This is a genomic window from Actinomadura sp. K4S16 (genome assembly GCF_008327685.1).
GTDB lineage: Bacteria > Actinomycetota > Actinomycetes > Streptosporangiales > Streptosporangiaceae > Spirillospora.
Genome location: NZ_BDDE01000010.1, coordinates 835,166 through 858,807, shown reverse-complemented (window position 1 = coordinate 858,807; position 23,642 = coordinate 835,166). Strand labels below are relative to the sequence as shown.

General features: G+C 73.9%; 20 protein-coding genes and 1 tRNA gene. 8 read left to right on the top strand and 13 right to left on the bottom strand.

Annotation, left to right across the window (positions count from 1 at the left end; all coding sequences use genetic code 11):
* Window positions 1-62 precede the first annotated feature (62 nt).
* Window positions 63-833, top strand: a complete 771-nt coding sequence (locus tag K4S16_RS04755) for an enoyl-CoA hydratase-related protein (RefSeq protein ID WP_149257515.1) — start codon at window positions 63-65, stop codon at window positions 831-833.
* Between the two features lie 62 nt (window positions 834-895).
* Here K4S16_RS04755 and K4S16_RS04750 read toward each other — a convergent pair.
* Window positions 896-969, bottom strand: a tRNA-Ile gene (locus K4S16_RS04750).
* A 274-nt stretch (window positions 970-1,243) separates the two neighbouring features.
* On the opposite strand from K4S16_RS04750, the gene K4S16_RS04745 reads away from it, so the two are divergent.
* From K4S16_RS04745 to K4S16_RS04730, 4 genes are read left to right on the top strand one after another with little or no spacing between them, the layout of a single operon-like run.
* Window positions 1,244-2,485: an RNA-guided endonuclease TnpB family protein gene (locus K4S16_RS04745; protein ID WP_149257514.1), complete on the top strand. Its 1,242-nt coding sequence runs from the start codon at window positions 1,244-1,246 to the stop codon at window positions 2,483-2,485.
* Between the two features lie 33 nt (window positions 2,486-2,518).
* The gene (locus tag K4S16_RS04740) at window positions 2,519-3,202 is read left to right on the top strand and encodes an LppX_LprAFG lipoprotein (protein WP_149257513.1); all 684 of its coding nucleotides are present in this window, start codon (window positions 2,519-2,521) and stop codon (window positions 3,200-3,202) included.
* On the top strand, window positions 3,199-4,830 hold the full coding sequence (locus K4S16_RS04735; protein WP_149257512.1) for an MFS transporter: 1,632 nt from the start codon (window positions 3,199-3,201) through the stop codon (window positions 4,828-4,830). Before K4S16_RS04740 ends, K4S16_RS04735 begins: the two co-directional genes overlap by 4 nt.
* Window positions 4,831-4,872: 42 nt before the next feature.
* Entirely contained in the window at window positions 4,873-5,484 is a 612-nt protein-coding gene (locus K4S16_RS04730) for a hypothetical protein (protein WP_149257511.1), read from the top strand.
* Between the two features lie 29 nt (window positions 5,485-5,513).
* Here K4S16_RS04730 and K4S16_RS04725 read toward each other — a convergent pair whose 3' ends face one another.
* The 7 genes from K4S16_RS04725 to K4S16_RS04695 form a co-directional block, all read right to left on the bottom strand.
* The gene (locus K4S16_RS04725; RefSeq protein WP_149257510.1) at window positions 5,514-6,215 is read right to left on the bottom strand and encodes a 3-keto-5-aminohexanoate cleavage protein; all 702 of its coding nucleotides are present in this window, start codon (window positions 6,213-6,215) and stop codon (window positions 5,514-5,516) included.
* A 24-nt stretch (window positions 6,216-6,239) separates the two neighbouring features.
* Window positions 6,240-8,207: a hypothetical protein gene (locus K4S16_RS04720; protein ID WP_235036571.1), complete on the bottom strand. Its 1,968-nt coding sequence runs from the start codon at window positions 8,205-8,207 to the stop codon at window positions 6,240-6,242.
* 43 nt (window positions 8,208-8,250) lie between these two features.
* Window positions 8,251-9,531, bottom strand: a complete 1,281-nt coding sequence (locus K4S16_RS04715; RefSeq protein WP_149257509.1) for an adenylosuccinate synthetase — start codon at window positions 9,529-9,531, stop codon at window positions 8,251-8,253.
* 3 nt (window positions 9,532-9,534) lie between these two features.
* Window positions 9,535-10,506, bottom strand: a complete 972-nt coding sequence (locus K4S16_RS04710) for a hypothetical protein (RefSeq protein ID WP_149257508.1) — start codon at window positions 10,504-10,506, stop codon at window positions 9,535-9,537.
* 10 nt (window positions 10,507-10,516) lie between these two features.
* Window positions 10,517-11,545 carry a molecular chaperone DnaJ gene (locus K4S16_RS04705; protein WP_149257507.1) on the bottom strand — a complete coding sequence of 343 codons (1,029 nt, stop codon included), beginning with the start codon at window positions 11,543-11,545 and terminating at the stop codon, window positions 10,517-10,519.
* 104 nt (window positions 11,546-11,649) lie between these two features.
* Window positions 11,650-12,483, bottom strand: a complete 834-nt coding sequence (locus K4S16_RS04700) for an NUDIX domain-containing protein (protein WP_149257506.1) — start codon at window positions 12,481-12,483, stop codon at window positions 11,650-11,652.
* 229 nt (window positions 12,484-12,712) lie between these two features.
* Window positions 12,713-14,659 carry an amino acid permease gene (locus tag K4S16_RS04695; protein ID WP_235036570.1) on the bottom strand — a complete coding sequence of 649 codons (1,947 nt, stop codon included), beginning with the start codon at window positions 14,657-14,659 and terminating at the stop codon, window positions 12,713-12,715.
* A 449-nt stretch (window positions 14,660-15,108) separates the two neighbouring features.
* On the opposite strand from K4S16_RS04695, the gene ggt reads away from it, so the two are divergent.
* From ggt to K4S16_RS04680, 3 genes are all read left to right on the top strand, one after another.
* The gene (gene ggt, locus K4S16_RS04690) at window positions 15,109-16,971 is read left to right on the top strand and encodes a gamma-glutamyltransferase (RefSeq protein ID WP_375708321.1); all 1,863 of its coding nucleotides are present in this window, start codon (window positions 15,109-15,111) and stop codon (window positions 16,969-16,971) included.
* A gap of 52 nt (window positions 16,972-17,023) precedes the next feature.
* Window positions 17,024-17,386 carry a divalent-cation tolerance protein CutA gene (cutA, locus tag K4S16_RS04685; RefSeq protein WP_149257505.1) on the top strand — a complete coding sequence of 121 codons (363 nt, stop codon included), beginning with the start codon at window positions 17,024-17,026 and terminating at the stop codon, window positions 17,384-17,386.
* Between the two features lie 86 nt (window positions 17,387-17,472).
* Window positions 17,473-18,387, top strand: a complete 915-nt coding sequence (locus K4S16_RS04680) for an oxygenase MpaB family protein (RefSeq protein WP_235036568.1) — start codon at window positions 17,473-17,475, stop codon at window positions 18,385-18,387.
* A gap of 3 nt (window positions 18,388-18,390) precedes the next feature.
* On the opposite strand, the gene K4S16_RS04675 is transcribed toward K4S16_RS04680, so the two are convergent.
* The 5 genes from K4S16_RS04675 to K4S16_RS04655 all read right to left on the bottom strand — a co-directional run bounded on the left by K4S16_RS04675 (window position 18,391) and on the right by K4S16_RS04655 (window position 23,533).
* Window positions 18,391-19,932 carry a DHA2 family efflux MFS transporter permease subunit gene (locus K4S16_RS04675; RefSeq protein ID WP_149257504.1) on the bottom strand — a complete coding sequence of 514 codons (1,542 nt, stop codon included), beginning with the start codon at window positions 19,930-19,932 and terminating at the stop codon, window positions 18,391-18,393.
* Between the two features lie 104 nt (window positions 19,933-20,036).
* Entirely contained in the window at window positions 20,037-20,336 is a 300-nt protein-coding gene (locus K4S16_RS04670) for a metal-sensitive transcriptional regulator (RefSeq protein WP_117399389.1), read from the bottom strand.
* Between the two features lie 89 nt (window positions 20,337-20,425).
* Window positions 20,426-21,016 (bottom strand): histidine phosphatase family protein, encoded by a 591-nt coding sequence (locus K4S16_RS04665; RefSeq protein ID WP_149257503.1) that lies wholly within the window; start codon window positions 21,014-21,016, stop codon window positions 20,426-20,428.
* A 69-nt stretch (window positions 21,017-21,085) separates the two neighbouring features.
* Complete coding sequence (gene ald / locus K4S16_RS04660; RefSeq protein ID WP_149257502.1) at window positions 21,086-22,201, bottom strand: alanine dehydrogenase; 1,116 nt, start codon at window positions 22,199-22,201, stop codon at window positions 21,086-21,088.
* 165 nt (window positions 22,202-22,366) lie between these two features.
* Window positions 22,367-23,533: a glycerate kinase gene (locus tag K4S16_RS04655; protein WP_375708320.1), complete on the bottom strand. Its 1,167-nt coding sequence runs from the start codon at window positions 23,531-23,533 to the stop codon at window positions 22,367-22,369.
* Window positions 23,534-23,642: the final 109 nt, after the last annotated feature.

Here is a 23,642-nt window from a genome sequence, read left to right as displayed (position 1 = left end):
CCCCCCTCGGCTCGCGGACGCCCGACCACCGTACGACGAGGGTCTGACGTAACGTCGGGGACATGAGCGAAGACGACGTCCTGCTGCACCGCGACGGCCCCTTCACCACGATCACGATGAACCGGCCGCGCCGCCGCAACGCGCTCTCCCGCGCCTTCCTCGTCCGGCTCACCGAGGCGTTCCAGGAGGTCGGCGGGACCGACGCCCGCGGGGTGGTCCTCGCCGCGAACGGCCCGGTCTTCTCCGCCGGGCACGACTTCGCCGACATGGCCGGGGCGTCCCACGCCGACGTCCGCGACCTGCTGCGGGTGTGCACCGACCTGATGCGGACGATCCAGTCCGTCCCGCAGGTGGTGGTGGCGCGCGTGCACGGCCTCGCGACCGCCGCCGGCTGCCAGCTCGTGGCGAGCTGCGACCTGGCCGTCGCCGCGCGGAGCGCGGGCTTCGCGGCGCCCGGCGGCAAGGGCGGCTGGTTCTGCCACACGCCCCTGGTGGCGATCTCCCGCAACGTCGGCCGCAAGCGCGCCGCCGAGATGGCCCTCACCGGCGAGGTGTTCGACGCCGCCACGGCCGCCGAGTGGGGCCTGGTCAACTACGCGGTGCCCGACGAGGAGCTCGACAAGGCCGTCCAGGACCTCCTGCGGCGCGCCACCCAGGGCAGCCCGCGCAGCAAGGCCCTCGGCAAGCAGGCGATGTACGCCCAGTTCGACCGTCCCGAGCAGGACGCCTACGCCTACGCGGTCGAGGTGATGGCCGCCTCCAGCCAGACCCCGGAGGCGCAGGAGGGCATGACGGCGTTCCTGGAGAAGCGCCGCCCGGAATGGCCCGCCTAGGGCCTGTACAGGGGGATACCGGAAAGGGCCGCTCCGTTCTCGGGAACGGTTCGCCGGGTGTGTAGGGCGGGCGGGACTCGAACCCGCGACCGGGAGATTATGAGTCTCCTGCTCTGACCAGCTGAGCTACCGCCCCGTGGCGTCGCCCCGCACCGTCCGGGGACTTCGCCGGGTGCAATCCTAGCGGCGGGCGTTTCACGGCGGCCACCGCGAACGCCGATGTCCCCTCAAACGCGATGTCTCCGCAACGGGATGTCCTGCCTGAGGGGTGGGATGTCCTCGGTCTCCTTCGTGGACGCCCAGGTCTTCAGGGAGGGGAGGAAACGGGAGATTGGGGGCAAGGTCAGGAAAGCCGGGACGTTTCGATGTCCGCCAGGCTGGCTGGCACCGAGGCTGCTAGAACATGAGCCATGGCGCGGCAGGTCAAGCGTGCGTGCAAATACCGCTTCTATCCCACGAGCGAGCAGGCGGCCGAGCTGTCGCGCACGTTCGGCTGTGTGCGCCTGGTGTACAACAAGGCCCTGGAGGAACGCACCCGGGCCTGGTACGACGAGCAGCGCCGCATCTCCTACGCGCAGTCGTCGGCCGCGCTGACGCAGTGGAAGAAGACCGCGGAACTGGCCTTCCTGTCCGAGGTGTCGTGCGTGCCGCTCCAGCAGGCGCTGCGGCACCTGCAGATGGCGTTCGCCAACTTCTTCGCCAAGCGTGCCGCCTACCCGAGGTTCAAGTCGCGCAAGCGGTCGCGGGCGTCGGCCGAGTACACCCGCAGCGCCTTCACCTGGCGCGAGGGATGTCTGACGCTGGCGAAGATGACGGCGCCACTGGATATCCGCTGGTCGCGGCCCCTGCCCCAGGGCGCGGAGCCGAGCACGGTGACGGTGTCGCGCGACGGCGCGGGCCGCTGGTTCGTGTCCCTGCTGTGCCAGGACACCATCCCTGCGGCGCCGGCCACGGAGAACGCGGTTGGGGTGGACGCGGGGATCACCCGTCTGATGGCCCTGTCCACCGGGGAGAAGATCGCCAACCCTGGGCACGAGCGGCGTGACCGCGCCCGCCTGGCCAAGGCGCAGCGCGAGCTGGCCCGCAAAGCCCCGGGTTCGGCGAACCGGGACAAGGCCCGCCGCAAGGTCGCGCGCGTGCACGCGCGGATCGCCGACCGGCGCCGCGACTTCCTGCACAAGGTGTCGACCCGTCTCGTCCGTGAGAACCAAACGGTCGTGATCGAGGACCTCGCCGTTGGCAACATGCTCAAGAACCGCAGCCTCGCCCGCGCCATCTCCGATGCGGCGTGGCGGGAACTGCGCTCGATGCTGGAGTACAAGTGCGCCTGGTACGGCCGCGAACTCATCGTGATCGACCGCTGGTTCCCCTCTACCAAGCTGTGCGGAACCTGCGGAACCGTCCGCGAGACGCTGCCGCTGGACGTCCGCGAATGGACGTGCGAGTGCGGCGCGGTGCATGACCGCGATGTGAACGCGGCGCGGAACCTTCTGGCCGCCGGGCTGGCGGTGTCCGCCTGTGGAGACGGTGTAAGACCTCAACGGGGCTCCTCCCGGACGGGGCGGTCGTCGGCGAAGCAGGAAACCCGGCGGGCGACCGCTGGGGTCCTCCGCCTTCAGGCGGAGGAGGAAGTCAAACCTGGTACCGAGTGACGGGTCCGGGTACCCGTCGGTAGGGTCCCGCGTATGTCCAGACGCATCCTCGCTCTCGTGCCCGTCCTGCTGGTGCTGGTCTTCGCCGGCGCCTGCGACGGCGGGTCCGGCGGGCCCGCGAAGAAGGCCGACTTCGACGCCGCGCAGACGCTTCGGCAGGCCGCGCAGGCCATGGGGGCCCTGAAGAGCGTCGCGTTCACCCTGGAGTCCGACGGCAAGACCCCGGTCATGGTGAAGAGCGGCGACATGAAGCTGCTCCGCAGCGGCGACGCCCAGGGGACGCTGACGGTCGAGCAGCAGGGCCAGAACGTCGAGATGAAGGTCGTCGCGGTCGGCGACAGCATCTACCTGGACGCCGGGACGGGCGGCTGGCGCAAGCTGCCGAAGGCCCTGGCGGCGAGCGTCTACGACCCGGCGGCGGTGCTCGATCCGCAGCGGGGGATCGTGAAGCTGCTGACGTCGGCGCGGGAGCCGTCGCCGGAGGCGGTGGAGAAGGTGGACGGCAAGGAGGCCTACCGGGTGGCCGCGAAGCTGCCGAAGGACCAGGTCGCGGGCCTCATCCCGGGCATCAACGAGGACATGGACGGCCAGGTGTGGGTGAGCAGGGCCGACCACCGGCTGCTCAAGGTGCGGGGCGCGTTCCCGAAGGGGCAGGGCGCCGTGGTGATCAGGTTCACCGAGTTCGACGCGCCGTACAAGATCAGCGCGCCGCGGTGAGCGCGCGTCGCCGGGTCGCGATCGGGGCCGGCGGCGCGGTGGTGCTGCTGGCCGCGCTGGACGCCTACGTCGTCACGACGATCCTGCTGCCGGTGGTCAAGGACCTCGGGATCCCGGTGAACCGGCTGGAGCGGGTGACGCCCGTCCTGACCGGGTTCCTGCTGGGGTACGTGGCGGCGATGCCGCTGCTCGGGCAGCTGTCGGACCGGTTCGGGCGCCGGCCGGTGCTGCAGGCCTGCCTGGTGTTCTTCGCGGTCGGGTCGGTGGTGACGGCGCTGGCGCAGGACGTCCCGGTGCTGACGGCGGGCCGGGTGGTGCAGGGCGTGGCGGGCGGTGCGCTGCTGCCCGTGACGATGGCGCTGGCCGGTGACCTCTGGGAGGAGCGGCAGCGGCCGGTCGTGCTCGGCGCGGTGGGCGCGGCGCAGGAGCTGGGGAGCGTGCTGGGCCCGCTGTACGGGGCGGGGATCGCCGCGGCGTTCGACTGGCGGGCGGTCTTCTGGATCAACCTGCCGCTCGTGGCGGTCGCGATGGCGGCCGTGCAGGCCGCCGTGCCGGGCGGGCGCGCGGCCGGGTCCCCACAGGAAGCGCGGCCGGGCGTGGACGTCGTGGGCGGCCTGCTGCTGGCGCTCGGTCTCGGGTTGCTGGTCGTCGCCGTCTACAACCCCGAGCCGGAGGAGGCGGCGCTGCCGTCGTGGGGCCTGCCGGCGCTGGGCGCGGGCGCCGTCGTCCTGGCGGTGTTCGTGCTGTGGGAGATCAGGTCCCGGACGCGGCTGCTCGACCTGTCGGGCGTGCGGCGCGGGCCGCTGCTGGCGACGCTCGGCGTGAGCCTGCTGTCGGGCGCGGCGCTGATGGTGACGCTGGTGGACGTCGTGCTGGTCGCGCAGACCGTCCTGCACAAGGACGCGACGGACGGCGCGCTGCTGCTGACGCGGTTCCTCGTGGCGCTGCCCGTCGCGGCGGTGGCGGGCGGACTGGTGGCGCGGCGGGTGGGGGAGCGGTGGCCGATGGCGGTGGGGATGGCCGTCTCCGCCGGCGGCTACCTGCTGATCGCCGGCTGGCCGGCCGACCTGGCGAGCGCGTCGTACGGCCCGCTGCCGAGGATGGACGTCGACCTCGTGGTGACCGGCCTCGGCCTCGGCCTGGTGATCGCGCCGGTGTCGTCGGCGGTGCTGGCGTTCGTCCCGGCGGCGCGGCACGGCGTCGCGTCCGCGGCCGTGGTCGTCGCGCGGATGATGGGGATGCTGCTCGGGATCTCCGCGCTGACCGCGTGGGGGTTCCACCGGTTCCACGCCCTCACCGCCGACCTGAAGCCGCCGCTGCCGTTCCTGATGTCCAAGGACGAGTTCGCGCGGCAGATGAAGACCTACAACGCCGCCCTTCAGGACGCGCTGCGGACCGAATACCAGGAGATCTTCTGGATCACCGCCGGAATGTGCCTGCTGGGCGCGCTCCTCGCCCTGGCCGCCGGGGGCCCGCGAGGCGCCGGGACGCCGGAGGGCGCCGGGGCCCTGCCCGATGGCCGGATCCGGTCATCGGCTCGGCATAACGGCCCTGAAATGGGAAATGATTCGGCCACCGGAGATGTGCCGATCAACGAACGCGGGAATATCCTGGGAAAGGACGGCTAAAGGCCTCTTGCCGGGAGGGCACACCCGGGGAGGTGATCGCAGATGCGCGGGTCCGGCATCGGGCCGGGAGGCACGCCGGCCGCCAGGCTGCGCCGGCGGCTCGGTCTGGAGCGCAGCGAACTGCGCCGCCCGGTCGACCGCGTCCAGCGGCTGATCGCCCTCGGCCTCCTCCTGCTGCTGCTCGCCGTCGCCCCGCCGCTCGCCGCCTGGACGGCGTCCTGGTCCTACTCCGCGGGGACGCGCGCCGAGCAGGCGGAGCGGGCGGAGCGCCACCAGGTCGTCGCCACGGTCACCTCGACCGGCGGCCTCGGCTCCTCCGGCGACCGCTACATCCACGAGACCGTCCAGGCCAGCTGGCCGGGCGCGGACGGCCGGCCCCACGTCGGGACGCTGCCGAGCTGGAAGAACGCCAAGGTCGGCGCGCACCGGACGATCTGGGTGGACCGGCAGGGCGAACCGACCGTCCGGCCCCGCCCGCACAGCCGCACCGTCACCGACGCCGCCTACGCGGCCGGCGCCACCGTGCTCGGCTGCGCGGTCCCCGTCCTGTGCGCCTACGCCTTCGTCCGCCGCCGCTGCGACCGGCACCGCGACGAGATGTGGGAGGCCGACTGGGCCCGCCTGGACTCCGCGGGCCACAACCCGCGCTCCTGACGCGGGCCCCGCATCGCCTAGGGACCCGCCTAGGGCAGGAGGGCGCGGGCCGTCTGGACGAGCACCGCGTTGTCGGTGGCGGGCGAGCCGTCGGGCAGTTCGAGGGTGTCCTCCAACCCGATGCGGACGTCGAGGTTCAGCCGGACGGCGAGCCGCAGCACCGGCCAGGCCCCGCCCTCCTCGCCGTGCAGCAGGATCGGGCGCGACAGCCGGGTGCCGAGCTCGTGCAGGAGGTCCTTGGCGGTGTCGGTCGCCGTCTCCGGGTCGGTGTCGGTGACCTCCGCCAGGATCCGCAGCACGTGGTGGGCGTGCGGCCAGCGCAGGAACCGCTCGGCCGCGTCGGTGCCGGAGAAGACGCCGGCCTCGATCGCGACGCCGCGTTCGAACAGCGCCTCGGCGACCAGCTCGGCGCCCTCCTCGTGGAAGTTCACCGAGGCGTGGTCGGGAAGCACCGTCCAGGAGCGCACCAGGGCGGCGCGCTCGACCGGGTCGGGCGCGGCCCAGGCGCCGGTCGTCACGCCGACGGGCATCGACGGGACGGCGGCGCGGACGGCGGCGACGGTCTCGGCGACGCGGGGCGCCCGCAGCGTGTCGGCGCCCGCGTCGTCCTTCGGGTGCAGGTGGGCGTCCTGAGCGCCCACGTCGGCGGCGGCGCGGACCGCGGCGGCGATCTCCTCCGGGGACGTCGGCACGCCCTCGGTCCGGCTTCCGTTCGGGCAGACCTGGAGCATGCCCACGATCATCTCAGGTGCCGGTCAGGGCGTGATCACGCAGGGTCCCCCGCCGCAGACGTCCACGACGGTGCCCGTCGTGAGGAACACCGCCTTCTGCCGGCGCGCGTCGGCGTTGTTGCGCGGATCCGAGTGCGGATCGCGCCCCTCGGTGGGGGGCGTGTTCGTGAGCGGCGGGACCGGCGAGCCGCTGTCCCAGACGACCATGGCGGAACCGCCGTAGGACGAGCCGAACGTCGGGATGCCCCAGTAGGGCGCCTCGTCCGGGACCCGCCCGGGGACGACGGTCGGCGCGTGGACGCGGGCGCCGATCGTGCGCGCCTCGACCTCGGCGGCGACCGGCGCGACCTGGTGGTCGCCGAACGCCACGTGCATGAGCACCCGGTGCTTCGGCGTGTTCGGGAGCGGGTCGTCCGTCATGTGCCACGCGTAGCCGTTGGCCTCGCCGCGGTCCCACAGCATCTGGATCAGCGCGAGACCGATCTGCTGGTCGAGCCTGTCCGGGTAGAACAGGTCGAGGACCTTCGCGTACTGCGGGAAGTCGGCGCTGCGGTTGAGCAGCGTGCTGTAGTTCATCGCCGGGACGCCGAGGACGGCGCGGCGGACGTCGGGCGAGACCGCGGTGAGCGCGCCGCCCATGATGCCGCCCTGGCTGTTGCCGTCGTAGGTCAGCTCGGCCCCGGTGTCGATCAGTGGCGCGCCCGCGGCGTTCTGGAACGCCTGGTTCCCGGCGAACCCGCGGGTCATCGCGCGTCCGAGGAAGGTGAAGTTCACGAGGCTCTGCTGGAGGCGGTCCGCGACCGTCCGGAAGCGGGTGAGGTCGGCGAGCGCGGAGACGACGTTCGGAACGTCCTCGTCCGCCATGCCGATCCACTTGGTCGCGCAGAACACGAAGCCGTGCTCGGCGGCCATCGCCTTGACGTTGCCCGCGTCGACCTCGCCCTCGTTGCCGAGCAGGCCGTGCCCGTAGAGGGCGGGGCGCGCGGGCCGGGTGAGCGCCGAGCGCGGGATCTCGCACTGGAACGGGACGGCCTGGGAGTTGCCCGGCAGCCGCGAGGGCAGGCCGTCCGCGCCGCGGTGCAGGGACGATCCGGGCACCCCGCCGTACTGGTCGAGGTAGCTCGGCGCCCAGACGATCCCCTTCACCTCGCGGGCGATCTTGTCGTCCACGTCGTCGGCGACCTGCGTCACGAGGAACGAGGGGGAGCGGTCGCCGAGCCCGCGCAGCGCGTCGTCGCGCATGTGCAGCACGGGCCCGGTGAGGCTCTGCCGGCTCGCGACGGTGAAGTCCCAGGCGAGGTAGAGGCCGTCCCGGCCCACCCCGCGGGCCTTGAGCGCGGCGAGGACCCGCTTCTCCTGGCGCTGCCGCGCCGCGAGCGGGTCGGTCGACGGCAGGTCCGGCCCGAGGATCTTGGCGAACGCGGCGTTCGGCCCGATCGGGTTCCCGGACGCGTCGCGCAGGTTGCGCAGCGCGACGGCGTAGCGATGGCCCTCGCGGAAGTTGCGGGCCGGGCGGACGATCAGCGCCCGGCGGTCGGCGGGCGCGTTGGCGTCCAGTTCCGCCCAGTACGGCCAGCGCTCACCGGTGGCGGTGTCGACGATCACGATCGGGGCGTCGTCGCGCAGCGAGGCGCCGATGTCGGTGACGGGCGCGGCGCCGGTGCGGGCGAGGTCGAGGCCGGGGACGCGGCTGAGCAGCATCGAACCGGGGGAGAAGCCGTCCGCGCGGTTCCACTCGGCCGGCGACACGGGGACGCCGAGCGCGTTCTTCAGCGTGGTGCGCATGTGGACGCGGCGGCCGGTGGCCGTGCCGCCGTCCGCGACCGTGTACCAGTCGTTCGGGAACGGCAGCAGGCACGCGGCCGGGTCGATCGGGTCGCAGCCGTCGCCCTCCTGCGCCGCGGCAGGCGGCGCGGCGGCCGGGCCGGTCAGCAGCGCGAGGGACGCGGCGAGCGCCGCGAATGCCGACAGGGTGCGCTGGGGGAGACGCAACGTCCACCTCCGGGGGATCCGCGGCGATAGCGGGATCTTGGTCTCAGTGCACGCTCAGGTCAATGGGTGTCCGGAACTGGTCAGCCTTCTTGTCGGCTGAGGTCGGCCCGTAGGAGCGCAGGACGACGGGCGCGCCCAGCGCGTCCTCGATCGTCTCCACGGGATCGCCGAGCGGGGCGTAGACGGGGCGCGCCGCCAGGAGGCGGCGGGTGAGGGCGGCCTGGCGGTCGAGGTCGGGCGGCCCGGTCTCCAGCCGCCCGACCCGTCCGCCGTCCATCTCGTAGGAGCGGCAGACACGCAGGTCCGGACGTGCCCCCGCTACGTCCAGGTGCGTGACCGCCAGGCCGTCCACGCCGCCCGCCGCCTCCAGTGCGTACCGGAGGGCGACGGCGTCCAGGTGGCCGACGCGGAACGCGCCCTGCCAGCGTCCCGTGCCGTTGTGCGGGTCGGGGAGGTCCGCGGTCAGCGCCGGGTCCTCGGTGACGAACGGGCCGGGGCCGTGGCGGGTCGCGTACGCGCGCAGCACCCCGAGCCGCGCCGCGGACGCGCCCGCCTCGGCGAGCAGCGTCTCGGCGTTGGCGAACGTCGTCGTCGACCACGTCGTGTACGGGTGGAAGCCGTGCCACTCGTCCAGCAGGACGCCCTGGGCGCCCTCGAACACAACGTCCCCGGCGCGGAGCAGGGCGGCCAGGTGGTCGGGGCCGACCATCCGCACGTGCTCGGCGAAGGCGGTGAAGGCGTCGGCGCAGGCGCCGACGTCCGGGACCTCCTCGCCGTCGGGGAACACGGCCCTGTACCAGTCGCGGACGGCGGCGAGCCGGCGCCGCAGCCGGGCGGGCGACAGGCAGTCGCCCGCCCGCGGCGCGTCGTCGTGCGCCAGGGCGTAGGATGCGGTCTCGCCGACGCCCATCCCGCACGACCCGTGCCGGGCCGCACCGCGCGCCGACTCCCGCGCGCGGTTGGCGGCCCGGTGGTAGGGCGTCGTCAGCAGCGCGTCCCGGTCGACGGTGAGCCGGGCGAGCGCGTCCGTGACGCCGAGCGTCCGCAGGTGGTCGGCCTCGGCCGCGAGCGCCAGGGGGTCGACCAGCATGAACCGCGACAGGTGCGTGCGGACGCCCGGCACGAACGTGCCCGAGCCGAACTGGGCGAACGTGTGGTGCCGCCCGTCCGGCGCGACGACGTTGTGCGCCGCCTGCGCGCCGCCGTTGAACCTCACGACCGCCCTAGGGGGCGCGGGGAGCGCGGCGGTGCGGCAGAGGTGGTCGACGACCGTGCCCTTGCCCGCGTCCCCGAAGCCGAGGTCGACGACGATCACGTGGCCCATGGCTCAGAGGCGGGTCGTCGCGGACGGGCCGGCGGAGTCCAGGCCGGGCGGCGTGGCGGAGACCGCGACCGGGGCGCGGGCGGCGTCCAGCCGGGCGAGCGCCCGCGACACCGAGGCGCCGGCGTCCGAGCCCGCCTCCGCCAGGTGCTCCAGCCCCTCGCCGAGGTCGATGGCGTCCTCGGCGAGCCCGATCGTCAGCGCGATCGTCTCGCAGACCGCGTCCAGGTCGTCCAGGTAGAGCACGTTCTGGCCGAGCAGGCCCTGCCAGAAGTCCTTCAGCTCGCGGCTCCCGGAGTGGTAGGCGCCCTCGGGGATGATGAAGTACACGTCGTACTTGCGCCGCAGCTCGCGGACGAGCTCGGCGATCGGCACGTCCTCGTCCGGCTCGCCGCCGATCACCGCGGCGATCTCGCGCCGCTTCGCCGCCGGGTAGGCCAGCTCGTCCCCGATCATGAAGAGGTAGCCGCGCCTGCCGCGCTTCTCGAAGCAGTCGATCGAGGTGTGCCGCGCCATGAAGTACATGGCCAGCTCGTACGACTCGCGCATCTGGCCGCCGCCCCCGCCCTCGAGGAGGATCTTGCCGAGGTCGTCGTCCATCCGGTTGTCGGCCTCGAACTGCCCGATCTGCAGCGGCGCCCGGTCGCAGGTCGCGTCGCCGACCGCGCCGAACAGGATGTGCGGGTGCTCGACGTACCCCTTGCGCAGCAGCAGCCCGAGCAGGTCGGGGAGCTTGGACTGGAGCGTGCGCGGCACGGTCCCCATCGAGCCGGTCACGTCGAACAGCACGCCGATCGCGACCGACTCGGGGTGGTCGTCCGAGTCCCGGCTCTCCCGGGCGGTCACGCCGCGCGGGTCGAGGTCGGGGTGGACGGTGGTGGCGCCGCCGTCGGAGTAGGCGAACGCGCTGGCGCCGGTGGACGCGCGGTAGCTCGCGCGGGCGGCGTAGACGTCGGTGGACCAGTTTCCGCTTCCCATGGTCTCTCCTTCAGGCGGGAACGGGCAGGTGGAAGGGGCGGAAGCGGCGCGGGCCGTAGAGCCGCTCCAGCAGCTCGTCGAGTTCGGCCAGCAGTCGCCAGGCGTCGGAGGGGCGCCGGTTCTGCGCGGGCAGCGTGCAGCCGCGCGCGAACGAGCGCATCGCCTTCGGGGCCTTGTCGCCCATGAGTTCGGTCATGCACCGGGTGGCCATGAAGATGTCGGTCGCCGGGCTCGCCGGCCGCCGTCCCGGCACCTCGGGCGGGTACCGGCCGGCGTACCGGTCGACCATCGCCGGGACGCGCCCCGAGGGGTCGGTGTGCGCGTAGCAGCCGGGGACCGAGTAGCACCAGTCGACCAGGACCAGGCCGTGCTTCTCCGGATGGATCATCACGTGGTCGGGGAGCACCGCGCCGTGCAGCACGCCGGCGCGGTGCGCGAAGCCGAGGCCCGCCAGCAGCCGCCGCCACATCCAGGCCGCGTCGCGCGGGTCGACGCCGCCGGGGTAGGCGCGCCCTACCTCGGCCAGGGTGTGGAAGCCGTCCAGCGCCTCGATCGCGTTGACCTGCCGCTGCGCGCCGGTGGCGGCGTCGCGGTGCCGGAACGACTCGACCAGCCGCGGGACGTACGGCAGGAACCGCCCGTCGCCGTCCTTGACCAGCTGGCGGAGCGCCACGGCCTCCCGTTCGACCAGGTCGCCGTCGGCCGGGTCGCGCGGCATCTTCAGCAGCACCTCGCGGCCGGGCTCCGGGCGCGCCGCGTACAGCACCGCGAGGTCGCCGCCGATGGGGTCGCCCTCCAGCCGGTACGCGTGGCGGCGCGTGGTGATCAGCGTCTCGTCGCCGCGGTTGTAGGCGCGCCAGAGCGAGGTCAGCCTGACGAACGCGTCCCGGGTCCGGCCGCCGTTCGCGTCGGGGTGGACGAGCCGGGCCAGCCGCCGGTAGCGCCGCACCGCCTCCGCCTCGTCGTCGCCGAAAAGGTCCGCGGGCACCCGCGCCCCGTCCAGCAGCGCCAGCGCATCCTCCAACCCGACCACACTCATCTGTGCTCCCTGTGGGGTGGCGACCCCCCACACCCCCCGGTTCGCTCCGCTCATCTGTGCCTCCTGTGGGGGGCCGACCCCCCACACCCCCCGGTTCGCTCCGCTCATCTGATTTCCTCCTCCCTGCTCGGCCGCAGCAGCGCCGGGTGCAGGAGGCGGGCGTCGCCCGCGCGGTAGAGGCGGGGGCGCGGGCCGCCGCGCCGGCCGCCGCGGTCGGACGTCGCGCCGGTGCTCTCCACGAACCCGGGCACCGACAGGACCTTGCGGTGGAAGTTGCCGGCGTGCAGCTCCTCGCCCCACACCGCCTCGTACACCGCGCGCAGTTCGGGGATGGTGAACTCGCCGCCGCAGAACGCCGTGGCGAGCGGGGTGTACTCCAGCTTCCCGCGGGCCCGCTCCAGCCCGTCCGACAGGATCCGCGCGTGGTCGAACGCCAGCCGGCGGGTGGTGCCGGGGCGCTGGTCCCCGGACTCGGTCAGGCCCAGCGCGTCCACCGGCACCCACGCGGCGTCGGCCGCGTCGCCGCCCGCCTCGGGGTCCGGCAGCTCGGGCGCGAACGCCAGGTGGGCGACGGAGATGACGCGCATCCGAGGGTCGCGGCCGGGGGAGCCGTAGGTGCCGAGCTGCTCCAGGTGGACCCGGCCGAGCATGCCGCCCTTGGCGCTGAGCCCGGTCTCCTCGGCCAGCTCCCGGACGGCCGCGTCGGGCAGGTCCTCGGCGTCGGTGCCCTGGAGCGGGCCGCCCGCCTGGACGAACCCGCCGGGCAGCGCCCACATCCCTTCGTAGGGGGCGTTCCCCCGCCGCACCAGCAGGACGTGGAGGGCGCCGTCGCGGATGGTGAGCGCGACCACGTCCACCGTCACGGCGACCGGGTCGTAGTCGCGCGGATCGTAGTTCGCGAGGAACTCGCTCTCTTCGCGCCTCGGCTCGGGGGCCATCCGCTTCCTCCCATCGATCTCGGACTGAGTAAATCTCAAAGTGAGTTCATCTCGATATGAGAAGAACATAACCCGGACGGAGGCCGCTGTCCAGTCCGTTCCCCGGAGACGGAACGAGGGCGCCGCCCCGGGAAGGGGGCGGCGCCCTCGTTCGAGACGCCCTCGGGTGTCCGGTGGAGCCTCGGTTCGGCGGAACTCTACAAAACAGAAGTTCTCCGGCGCGGACTCGTCAGCGGCGGTGCCGGCCGCCGTGCGGTGGCTCGTGGTGCTCCCCGCCCTGGCCGCGCCCGCCCTGCGGGCCGTACGGTCCGGCCCGGTGGCCGCCGGAGTCGTGGCCGCCGGACGAGTACGGGTCCGGGACGCCCGGATCCAGCGCGTACGGGTCTTCGACCGGGCCGGACGGGTACCGCTCGCCGGGCTGGGGCTCGCGGGCGAACTGGCCGCCCGGCTGCCGTCCCGCCGAGTACCGGCCGGTCGGGTAGGGGGTCTCCGGCGTGCCGGGCCGCCGCTCGGCCGGCCAGCCTCCCGTCCCGTAGGGCCCGGGGGAGGAGTAGGGGTCCCGCGTGCCGGGCGGCGGCGCCATGCCCGGGGGTGGCGCCATGCCGGGCGGCGGTGCCATGCCGGGCGGCGGGGCGGGGGCGAGCCGCGCGGCGAGCGGGCGCTCGGGCGGCGAGTCCAGGAGCAGCTTCATCTGGCTCTTGCGGCGCCCGTAGAGCAGGTAGATGACGAGCCCGACGGCCATCCAGACGGCGAAGTACCCCCACGTCCGCACGTTGAGGTTCAGCATCAGCCAGCCGACCGCGACGATCGTCACGAGGACGACCAGCGGCGCCGCGGGCATCCGGAACGGGCGGTGCAGGTCGGGCTGCGAGCGGCGCAGCGCCAGCACCGCCGCCGCGACGAACAGGAACGCGAACAGCGAGCCGATCACGACGAGCTGCTCCAGGGTGAGCACGTCGATCGTCTGCGACATCACCACGGCCGCGCCGCCGGCGAGGAGCGTGGCGCGGGAGGGCACCTTGTAGCGGCTCATCGCGGCCAGGGGGCGCGGCAGCAGGCCGTCCCGCGAGATCGAGAACACCACCCGGGTCAGGCTGATCATCAGCACCAGGATCACGGTGGTCAGCGCGAGCATCGCGCCCACGTCGACGATCTTGCCCATCGCGCCCGCGCCGACCGAGTCGAACGCGGCGGCGAGCAGCAGCTTGTCGGAGTTCAGCTTGGCGATGCCGTCCATCCCCATCATGCCGACCAGCGCGAACGCGACGGCCACGTACAGCACGATCGCGGTGAGCAGGGCGGTGAGGATCCCGCGCGGGACCTTGCGGGGCGCGTCGTCGGTCTCCTCCGACGCCGTCGCGATCAGGTCGAACCCGATGTAGGCGAACGCGATCACGGGCGCGGCCGCGAACATGCCCCAGGCCCCGAACACCTGCGGGGTGCCGCCGCCGACCGCGCCGAGCACGGCGTCCAGCACCGTCTTGTCGCCCGCGGGCGCGGGCTGGGAGGGCGGCAGGAACGGGGTGAGGTTGCCGGGGTGGAAGAACTTCAGCGCGGTCGCGATCACGAGGCCGATCACGATGACCTTGGCCATCACCATGAACCACAGCGACTTCAGGCTCAGCCGGCTGCCGCTGGCGAGCATCAGGACGACCAGCAGCAGGATGCCGAGGGCGAACACGTCCGGCCCCTTCTGCTGGCCGATCACGTCGCCGAGCCAGCCCGGGATCGGCACCCCGAAGTCGTGCAGGGCCTGCGTCGCGTAGAGGGACCAGACGCGCGCGAGCACCGACGCGGCGAGCAGCAGCTCCATGAGCAGGGCCCAGCCGACCACCCACGCCCAGACCTCGCCGAACGCGACGTAGCTGAACGAGTAGGCGCTGCCCGCGACCGGGATGATCGAGGAGAGCTCGGCGAAGGCGAGCGCCGCCAGCACGCACACGCCGCCCGCGATGAGGAACGACACGAGCACGCCGGGTCCCGCCGTGCTGGACGCCTGCTCGCCGGCGATCTTGAAGATGCCGGAGCCGATCATGACGCCCAGGCCGAGCACCACGAGGTCGCGGGTCCGGTAGACCACGCGGAGCCGGTGCCGCCCGCCGTAGAGCCGGCCGGTCGCCTGCTCGACGGGCAGCCGGCGGAACATGTTGTTGCGCATGCGCACGTCCAAGGTCATAGGTGGTCCCCCAGGGCCTGAACCCGCGCCGCTGTTCGCGAGGTGATGGCTTGCCGAAGTCCCTAAGAATTCACCAAGTATGGGCAAAATAGCAACGTTTTGTGGGTGATTGCTGTACTCGCGCCGTTGGCGGATGCTGCCAAACCGCAGGTCGACGACGTGCCGCAGCGGGTCCCTCACGCTCGGCACAGGGGAGGCCGAATCCCTTTCTGGTGGAGCGTTCCGAGCGAATACGCCTCATTTCCAATGGGGAAAGCGCTTAATGATCTTTGCCCCGTGTGGACCACGTGGGGGGCGCGTCCGAGGTCGGCCGACGCGGACGGTGGCGCGGGGCCAAGATCGATGGCACCGTAGGGGCGCCGCGTTCGTCTGGAGGTCCGGTGTTGCGCTCCCCGTCGCCCTCGCAAGCGTCGTCGTTCTCCCGAGCATCGTCCCCGCTCCGCCCGCCCGTGCCGCCGGTTCGCAAGAGGCGGCGCACGGCCGTCACCGCCGCCGTGGCCGCGCTGACGGCCGCCGCGTCTCTCACCACCCCGGCCGCCGCGGGCGCCGCGCCGGTTCCGCGGCCCGCGCCGGGGCATCCCGCGCCGCCGGCCAAGCAGGCGGTCGCGACCGGGTTCGGGGGCGCGGTCTCCACCGTCGACCCCGACGCCAGCCGGACGGCCCTGGAGGTCCTCAGGCGCGGCGGCAACGCGATGGACGCGGCGGTCGCGTCCGCCGCCACGCTCGGGGTCACCGAGCCGTACGTGTCGGCCATCGGCGGTGGCGGCTACATCACGTACTACGACGCGAGGACGCGCCGCGTCCACACGTTCGACGGCCGCGAGTTCGCGCCGCGGCGGATGCGGCCGGACTCGTTCCTCGACCCGGCGACCGGCAAGCCGCTGCCGTTCGACCAGGCCGTCACCAGCGGGCTGAGCGTCGGCGTGCCGGGCACCCTCGCCCAGTGGGACCTCGCGCTGCGCCGCTTCGGCACCCGCGACCTCGGCGCCCTGCTGCGTCCGGCGATCAGGGTGGCGGACCGGGGGTTCGTCGTGGACCAGGAGTTCCACGACCAGACCGCGGTGAACGAGGCGCGCTTCCGCGACATCGTCCCGACCCGGGAGCTGTTCCTGCCCGGCGGAAAGGTGCCCGAGGTCGGCTCGGTGTTCCGCAACCCCGACCTCGCCGACACCTACCGCCAGCTGGCGAGGCGCGGCACGGGCTGGTTCTACGGGGGCGGGCTCGGCCAGGAGATCGTACGGACGGTCGCCGAGCCGCCGGTGGACCCGGAGGCCGAGCGCAACGTCCGCCCCGGCCTGATGGAGCGCGGCGACCTCGCCGAGTACCGGGCGGTGCCGCGCAAGCCCACCCACGTCTCCTACCGGGGCGCGGACGTGTACGGCATGCCGCCGTCGTCGTCCGGCGGCTCCACGGTCGGGGAGGCGCTCAACATCCTCGGCAACTTCCGGCTCGACCCGCGCGACCCGGTCACGGCCCTGCACTACTACCTGGAGGCGTCCAAGCTCGCCTACGCCGACCGCGGCCGCTACGTCGGCGACGCCGACAAGGTGGACGTGCCGCTGGACGAGCTGCTCTCCTCCGGGTTCGCCCGCGAGCGCGCCTGCCAGATCAAGCCGGACCAGGCGGCCCCCGCGCCGGTCGCCCCCGGCTCGCCCGACGGGCGCTACGACCCGTGCGTCCCGGCGGGCACCCAGACGAGGGCGCTGGCGTTCGAGGGCCCGCAGACCACCCACCTCGTCGTCGCCGACAAGTGGGGGGACGTCGTCTCCTACACGCTGTCGATCGAGCAGTTCGGCGGCAGCGGCATCACCGTTCCAGGACGCGGGTTCCTGCTGAACAACGAGCTGACCGACTTCTCCTTCCAGCCGCCGGCGCCCGGCCAGGCGCCCGACCCGAACCTGCCCGGCCCGCACAAGCGGCCGCGCAGCAGCATGGCGCCGACCGTCGTGCTCAAGGACGGGCGCCCGATGCTCGCGGTCGGCACGCCCGGCGGCTCGACGATCATCACCACCGTGCTGCAGATCCTGATGAACCGCGTCGACCTCGGCATGGACCTGCCGACCGCGCTCGCCGCGCCGCGCGCGACGCAGCGCAACACCCCGCAGGTCTTCGCCGAGCAGGCGTTCATCGACCGGTACGGCCGCGACCTCGCGGCCCGCGGCCACCGGCTGGAGCTGTTCCCCGGCCCGCCGCGGGGCGTGATCGGCGCCGCGACCGGGCTGGAGTTCCTGCGGCCCGGCCTCGTCCAGGCGGTCGCCGAGCCGACCCGGCGCGGCGGCGGCAGCGCGCTCGTCGTCCGTCCGGCCCGTTGACACTTGCCTACCCGGGTGCGTGCCCGGGCGGTGAACGGGAAGGAGTCGTGCCATGGCGCACTCATACGTGCAGGTGACGACCGCGACCGACTCCCGCGCCGAGGCCGCCGAGCTGGCCCGGTCGGCGGTCGCCGAGCGGCTCGCGGCCTGCGCGCAGCTGGTGGGTCCGATCGCCAGCACCTACTGGTGGGAGGGCGAGATCGAGTCGGCGGAGGAGTGGCTGGTGCTCTTCAAGACCTCCGCCGACCGGTTCGACGAGCTGGCCACCCTGATCACCGAGGGGCACTCCTACGACACTCCGGAGATCATCGCGACGCCGGTGGTGGCGGGCAGCATGGACTACCTCGCCTGGGTCACCGAGCAGACCGAGCCGGGGGAGCGGGACGAGGCGATCGCGGAGGACGACCAGGATTGATCGTGTGACCGCCGTCATGGCAGGGTAAGCCTCCAATTACGCGGTACGGGCGAAATGTTCGATCGCGGCGGCGGAAGGCGGTCGAGGTGCACGAGATCAACGGGGTGCCCGAGGCTGGCGGCGGAGTCCACGAGCTCGGCGCGGGCCACGGGGCCGGCGAGGACCACGGGCTGTTCGGGCCGGGCTCGGTGACGTGGCACGTCATGGGCGAGCCCGTGCTGATCGTCGGCGGGATCCGGGCGCTGCTCCTCCAGGCGCTCCACCCGCGCACGATGTGGGGGACCGCGCAGAACTCCGAGCTCATGGACCCCTCCGCGGCCTGGGCGCGGCTCGTCCGGACGGTCGAGTTCGTCCGCGTCCGCACCTACGGGACGCACGAGGAGGTCGAGCGGGTGGGCCGCCGCGTCCGCCGGCTGCACTCCAAGCTGACCGGCCTCGACATGCGCACCGGCGAGGCCTTCCCGGTGGACGACCCCGAGAACCTGCTGTGGGTCCACATGGGCGAGGTCGACTCCTACCTGGACGTGGCGCGCCGCGCCGGGGTGCCGCTGACCGCACGCGACGCCGACGCGTTCGTCGACGAGCAGCGGCGCGCCGCCGAGGTCGTCGGCCTCGACCCGGCGGACGTGCCGGCCACCGTCGCCGAGATGCGCGACTACTACGAGGAGATGCGGCGGCGGATCTGGGCGTGCCGGGAGGCGCGCGAGGGGCTCCGCCGCATGTTCAGCCCGGCCGTGCCGCGGCCGCTGCTGCCGCTGAAGCTCGCGGCGCCCGGCCTCGGGGTGCTGGTCGTGTCGACGCTGCCGCGCTGGGCCCGCCGCATGTACGGGCTGCCCGGGCTGCCGACGTCGGACCTGGCCGCGACGGTGACGCTGAAGGGGCTCTACCGCACCACGCAGGTCGTCCCGGAGAGGTTCCGGTACTCGCCGGACGCCCGGCGGGCCAAGCGGCTCACGCGCGAGCAGGAGACGGGCCCGGCCAGCTGGTCGATCGCCTCCTGAGCCTCACCCCGCCGGGGGAGCGTCCGGCACCGTGTCGCGGTCGCGGGCGCTGTGGTGGGGGAGGAGCAGCGCGGGCAGTATCAGCAGCGCGGTGAGGATGAGGGCGACCCAGAACGTGTGCGCGAACGCGGCCGCCAGCTTGGGCGCGAGCTGCTCGCGGACCCGCTCGGGGAGCTGCCCCATGGCGCCCGCGGCGCCGCCCCCGCCGCCCGCCTGCGGGATCCGGTCGCTGATCTGGCGGGACAGGACGACGGCGAGCAGCGCCGTGCCCACCGACCCGCCGAGCTGGATGATGATGTTCAGCGTGCTGCTCGCCCGCGGCACCACCGCCCGGCCCAGCGTCGTGAGCGCCGCCGACATGGTGGGCATCATCGTGCAGCCGAGCCCGAGGCCCCGCACGTAGAGGGCGCCGCCGAGCAGCCAGTAGGAGGTGTCCGCGCTCACCATCGCGAACGGGACGGTGCCGAGGACCAGCACGACGATGCCGACCGGGACGATCCGCCCGGCGCCGAGCTTGTCGGTCACCACGCCGGCGAGCGGCATCGCGGTCGCGGCGCCGAGGCCCTGCGGGGCGAGCAGCAGGCCCGCCGCGAACGCGCCCTCGCCGCGGGCGGTCTGGTAGTACAGCGGGATCAGCAGCATCGAGCCCATCAGCGCGATCCCGACGAGGAACACCGCGACGGCCGCGGTCGCGAACGTCCGGTCGGCGAACAGCCGCACGTCGATCAGCGCGCGCTCGCGCCGGCGCAGGCTGTGCAGCGCGAACAGCCCGACCAGGGCCGCGCCGCAGGCCAGCCAGGCGATCGTGGCCGGCCGCCCGAAGCCGCCGCCGCTGCTCGCCGTGGACAGGCCGTAGATGAGCAGGACGAACCCGGGCGGCAGCAGGGCCAGGCCGCGCAGGTCGAGGCCGGGCGCCGTGTGCGCCCCGTGGTCGTGCGGCACCTTCCACCAGGCGAGCGCGAGGGCGAGCGCGCCGACGGGCAGGTTGACGAAGAAGATCCAGCGCCAGTCGACGTCCTGGACCAGCCAGCCGCCGAGCACGGGGCCGAGCACGGGCCCGAGCAGCATCGGGACGCCGACGATGCTCATGACGCGGCCCATCCGGCGCGGCCCGGCCGCCATCGTCAGGATGGCCATGCCGGTCGGCATGAGCATGCCGCCGCCGAGCCCCTGCACGACCCGGAAGACGATCAGCGACCCGATGTCCCAGGCCGCGCCCGACAGCACCGACCCGAGGACGAAGAGCACGATGGAGGTCATCCACACGCGGCGCCCGCCGAACCGGTCGACGGCCCAGCCGGTGAGCGGGATGACGGTGCCCATCGCCAGCATGTAGCCGGTGATCACCCACTGGATCGTCGACAGGCCGGTGGAGAAGTCGCGCCCGAGCGTCTCCAGCGCGACGTTGACGATCGTGGTGTCGAGGATCGCCATGAGGGTCCCCGACACGATGACCAGGCCGAGGACGATCGTCGGCCGGTCGAGGCGTTCTCCGCCCGCGGCGCCTCCCGGCGGCGCCACCCCCGTGGAAGGGCTCTCGGCCATGGTCGGCCTCCTCGCGTCGGGTTCCGGTTGCCCCGTTTCCGTCGGTCTGGGCGCGAAACGCCCCGAGATCCGTCAGTCGTCGGCCGCCGCTCCCGGCGGGTCGCTCAGCCGCGGCGCATGAGCCGCCCGACGGCCGCCATCAGCTCGGTCGACATCGCGTCGCCCTTGCCCTCCTCGGCGCCCTCGGCCACGCAGTGCCGGACGTGCCCGTCCAGCAGGCCGAGCGCCACCTTGTCCAGCGCCGCCTGGACGGCGCTGATCTGCGTGAGGATGTCGATGCAGTAGCGGTCCTCCTCGACCATCCGGTCGATGCCGCGCACCTGGCCCTCGATCCGGGCCAGCCGCGTCTGCAACTGGTCCTTGGTGGCGGTGTACCCGCGGGTGGGGGTCTCGCTGGTCGCCATCTCCGTCCTCGCAATCCTTCCGGGGGCGCACGCCCGGGTACCCCTGGGGGACATCCCCCAACAGGTACCTTATGCGCTGGACGTCGCGCTCACGGTGCAGGCACGTTCCACGCGCTGATGACCGGCCGGTCGTGCTCGGTGCCCAGCGCCGAAACGGTCCCGGTGTCGAGGGCGAACAGCCGCCCCAGCGCGGGCTCCAGTCCGAGCCACCGCGCCGTCAGCACCCGCAGGACGTGCCCGTGCGCGACCAGCGCGACGTCGCCGTCCGCGAGCAGCGGCCGCGTCCGCGCGAGGACGGCGTCCGCCCGCGCGCCGACCTGCCCCACCGTCTCACCCGGATGGCCGGCGTCGCCCGGAACCACGCCGTCGTCCCACAGGTACCAGCCGGGGCGCTCCTTGCGGATCTCCTGGGAGCTGACGCCCTCGTAGCCGCCGTAGTCCCACTCCCACAGGTCGGGGTCTGCATCGTCCGCCGGCAGGCCCGCGAGCTCGGCCGTCCGCCGTGCCCGCTCCGCGGGGCTGACCAGCGTCCGCGTGATGGTCCGCCCGGCCAGCGCGCCGCGCAGCGCGCCGGCCTGCTTCTCGCCCAGCGCGGTCAGCGGCACGTCCGTCCGCCCGGTGTGCCGCCGCGCCCGGCTCCACTCGGTCTCCCCGTGCCGCACCAGGATCAGTTCGCCCATGACCGCCTGTCTACCCGGCGCTTGCCATTCGAAGAACCCCCGGAACGGGTGAGAGGGCGGGTGAGTCCGTCAGGCGAGGATCGAGGCGAGGGGCGTGTGGGGGAGGCCGTGGGCCTCGGCGACGTGGTCGTAGACGAGCGCGCCGGCGTGGGTGTTGAGGCCGAGGGCCAGGGCGGCGTCGGCGCGCAGGGCCTCGCGCCAGCCCTTGTCGGCGATCTGGACGGCGTAGGGGAGCGTCACGCCGGTCAGGGCGTAGGTGGAGGTGTTGGGGACGGAGCCGGGCATGTTCGCGACGCAGTAGAACGTCGATCCGTGCACCTTGTAGGTGGGGTCGGCGTGCGTGGTGGGCCGGGAGTCCTCGAAGCAGCCGCCCTGGTCGATGGCGATGTCCACCAGCACCGAGCCGGCCTTCATGCCGGCCACCAGCTCGTTGGAGATCAGCTTGGGCGCGCGGGCGCCGGGGATGAGGACGGCGCCGACCACCAGGTCGGCGGCGCGGGCCTCCTGCTCGATCGTGTAGGCGCTGGACACGAGGGTGCGCAGGCGGCCCTGGTAGACGGCGTCGATCTCGCGCAGCCGGTCCACGTCGACGTCCAGGACGGTGACGTCCGCGCCCATGCCGACGGCGATCTGCGCGGCGTTCAGGCCGGACACGCCGCCGCCGATGACGACGACCTTGGCGGGCGCGACGCCGGGCACGCCGCCGGGCAGGACCCCGCGGCCCCCGTTGGACGCCATCAGGTTGTAGGCGCCGACCTGCGGGGCGAGCCGTCCGGCGACCTCGGACATCGGGGCGAGCAGCGGCAGCGAGCCGTTCGGGAGCTGCACGGTCTCGTACGCGATCGCGGTGGCGCCGGCCGCCAGGAGCGCGTCGGTGCACTCCCGCGAGGCGGCCAGGTGCAGGTAGGTGAACAGGACCTGCCCCTCGCGCATCCGGTGGTACTCGGGCGCGATCGGCTCCTTCACCTTGAGGACCAGCTCGCCCTCGGCCCAGACCTCGTCCGGGCCGTCGAGGATCTTGGCGCCGGCGGCGGCGAAGTCGTCGTCGGGGATCGCCGAGCCGGTCCCCGCCCCCCGCTCCACGAACACCTCGTGGCCGCGCCGCGTGAGCTCGTGCACGCCCGCGGGGGTGATCGCCACCCGGTACTCGTGGTTCTTGATCTCTCGTGGGATACCGATCTTCACCGGGGGGCTCCTCCGTCAACGCTGACCAGGACGTACGCCTCCAGCGTGCGGCGCGGAGCCGACCCCGGGCTATGCGCAGCCTGTCAAGGCATCGACCCTTTCGACGACATGGTGTAAAGAGCGGTCCGCGGGGGCCGCCCGACGCGGCCGTTGGAGCGCTCCGAACTAGGCCGGGGCCGGGGGGAGCCACTCGTCGGCGATCGCGACCGTCAGCTGCTCCAGCAGCGGGCCCGCGCGGCGCACGCGGCGCTCGTCGTCGGGCTCGATGTCGGCCAGCGCGTAAGCCGCCTGGATCCGGGCCTTGCGGAGCTGCTCGCCGGTGAGGCTCCGGCGGCCGGCCACCGCGACGACCGGCGCGCCCGCGCGGGCGGCGGCGCGGGCGACGTGGACCGGCGCGCCGCCGCGCAGCGACCGGGCGTCGAGCACGCCCTCCCCGGTGACGACCAGCCGGGCGCCGCGGGCCTTCTCGGCGAATCCCAGCAGGTCGAGCATCAGGGCGGGACCGGGCTCGATCGTCGCGCCGAGGAAGGTGAGGGCGGCGAACCCGACGCCGCCCGCCGTCCCGGCGCCGGGCAGGTCGCGGGCCGCCCGGCGGGCCGCCGCCTCGGCCAGGTCGGCCCAGCGGCGCAGGCCCAGGTCCAGCAGGCGCACCTCGTCGCGGTTCGCGCCGCGGCGCGGCCCGTCCACGGCGGCGGCGCCGGTGCGGCCGAGCAGCGGCCCGGCCGGCTCGCCCGCCACCACCACCTCGACGCCCGACATGTCGAGCAGACCGCGCAGGTCGAGGGCGTGCAGCGAGCGCAGCGCCGCCCCGCCGGGCGGCAGGTCCCTGCCGAGCGCGTCCAGCAGCCGCCCGCCGAGGCCCTGGACGAGGCCCGCGCCGCCGTCGGTGCAGGCGCCGCCGCCGAGGCCGAGGACGATCCGCCGCGCGCCGAGCCGCACGGCGTGCGCGAGCAGCTGCCCCGTCCCGAGGCTGGAGGCGGTGAGCGGGCGCGGCCTGCCGCCGGGCAGCCGCCGCAGCCCGGACGCCTCCGCCAGCTCGACCACCGCGCTGTCGCCGTTCAGTGCCAGCCGCGCCGTCACCGGCCGGCCGGTCGGCCCGCACACCTCGACCTCGACCCGCCGCCATCCGGCCGCCACCGCGGCCTCGACGGTGCCGTCGCCGCCGTCGGCCACGGGCAGCTCCACGAGCGCGACGCCGGGCCGCGAGCGGCGCAGCCCGGCGGCGAGATGCCGGGCCGCCCGCGCCGCGGTCAGCGCTCCCGGGAACCTGTCAGGCGCCAGCAGGACGTGACCTGGCGGGGACGGGTGGGAGGGAGAGTCCGCGGACACCACAGCCACGCCTTTCACGCCGGGGGGTAAGGCCCTACCTTCTGCTTACGCCATGACGGCACTATTTGACACCCGCAACCGCCCTCGAGACTTCCAAACGGGCGAGTTCTGT

Bases quoted from the DNA above. Each gene is read 5' to 3' on its own strand.
- K4S16_RS04755 (WP_149257515.1), top strand. From the start codon at position 63: ATGAGCGAAGACGACGTCCTGCTGCACCGCGACGGCCCCTTCACCACG.
- K4S16_RS04745 (WP_149257514.1), top strand. From the start codon at position 1,244: ATGGCGCGGCAGGTCAAGCGTGCGTGCAAATACCGCTTCTATCCCACG.
- K4S16_RS04740 (WP_149257513.1), top strand. From the start codon at position 2,519: ATGTCCAGACGCATCCTCGCTCTCGTGCCCGTCCTGCTGGTGCTGGTC.
- K4S16_RS04730 (WP_149257511.1), top strand. From the start codon at position 4,873: ATGCGCGGGTCCGGCATCGGGCCGGGAGGCACGCCGGCCGCCAGGCTG.
- K4S16_RS04725 (WP_149257510.1), bottom strand. From the start codon at position 6,215: ATGCTCCAGGTCTGCCCGAACGGAAGCCGGACCGAGGGCGTGCCGACG.
- K4S16_RS04715 (WP_149257509.1), bottom strand. From the start codon at position 9,531: ATGGGCCACGTGATCGTCGTCGACCTCGGCTTCGGGGACGCGGGCAAG.
- K4S16_RS04710 (WP_149257508.1), bottom strand. From the start codon at position 10,506: ATGGGAAGCGGAAACTGGTCCACCGACGTCTACGCCGCCCGCGCGAGC.
- K4S16_RS04705 (WP_149257507.1), bottom strand. From the start codon at position 11,545: ATGAGTGTGGTCGGGTTGGAGGATGCGCTGGCGCTGCTGGACGGGGCG.
- K4S16_RS04700 (WP_149257506.1), bottom strand. From the start codon at position 12,483: ATGGCCCCCGAGCCGAGGCGCGAAGAGAGCGAGTTCCTCGCGAACTAC.
- K4S16_RS04695 (WP_235036570.1), bottom strand. From the start codon at position 14,659: ATGACCTTGGACGTGCGCATGCGCAACAACATGTTCCGCCGGCTGCCC.
- cutA (WP_149257505.1), top strand. From the start codon at position 17,024: ATGGCGCACTCATACGTGCAGGTGACGACCGCGACCGACTCCCGCGCC.
- K4S16_RS04675 (WP_149257504.1), bottom strand. From the start codon at position 19,932: ATGGCCGAGAGCCCTTCCACGGGGGTGGCGCCGCCGGGAGGCGCCGCG.
- K4S16_RS04670 (WP_117399389.1), bottom strand. From the start codon at position 20,336: ATGGCGACCAGCGAGACCCCCACCCGCGGGTACACCGCCACCAAGGAC.
- K4S16_RS04665 (WP_149257503.1), bottom strand. From the start codon at position 21,016: ATGGGCGAACTGATCCTGGTGCGGCACGGGGAGACCGAGTGGAGCCGG.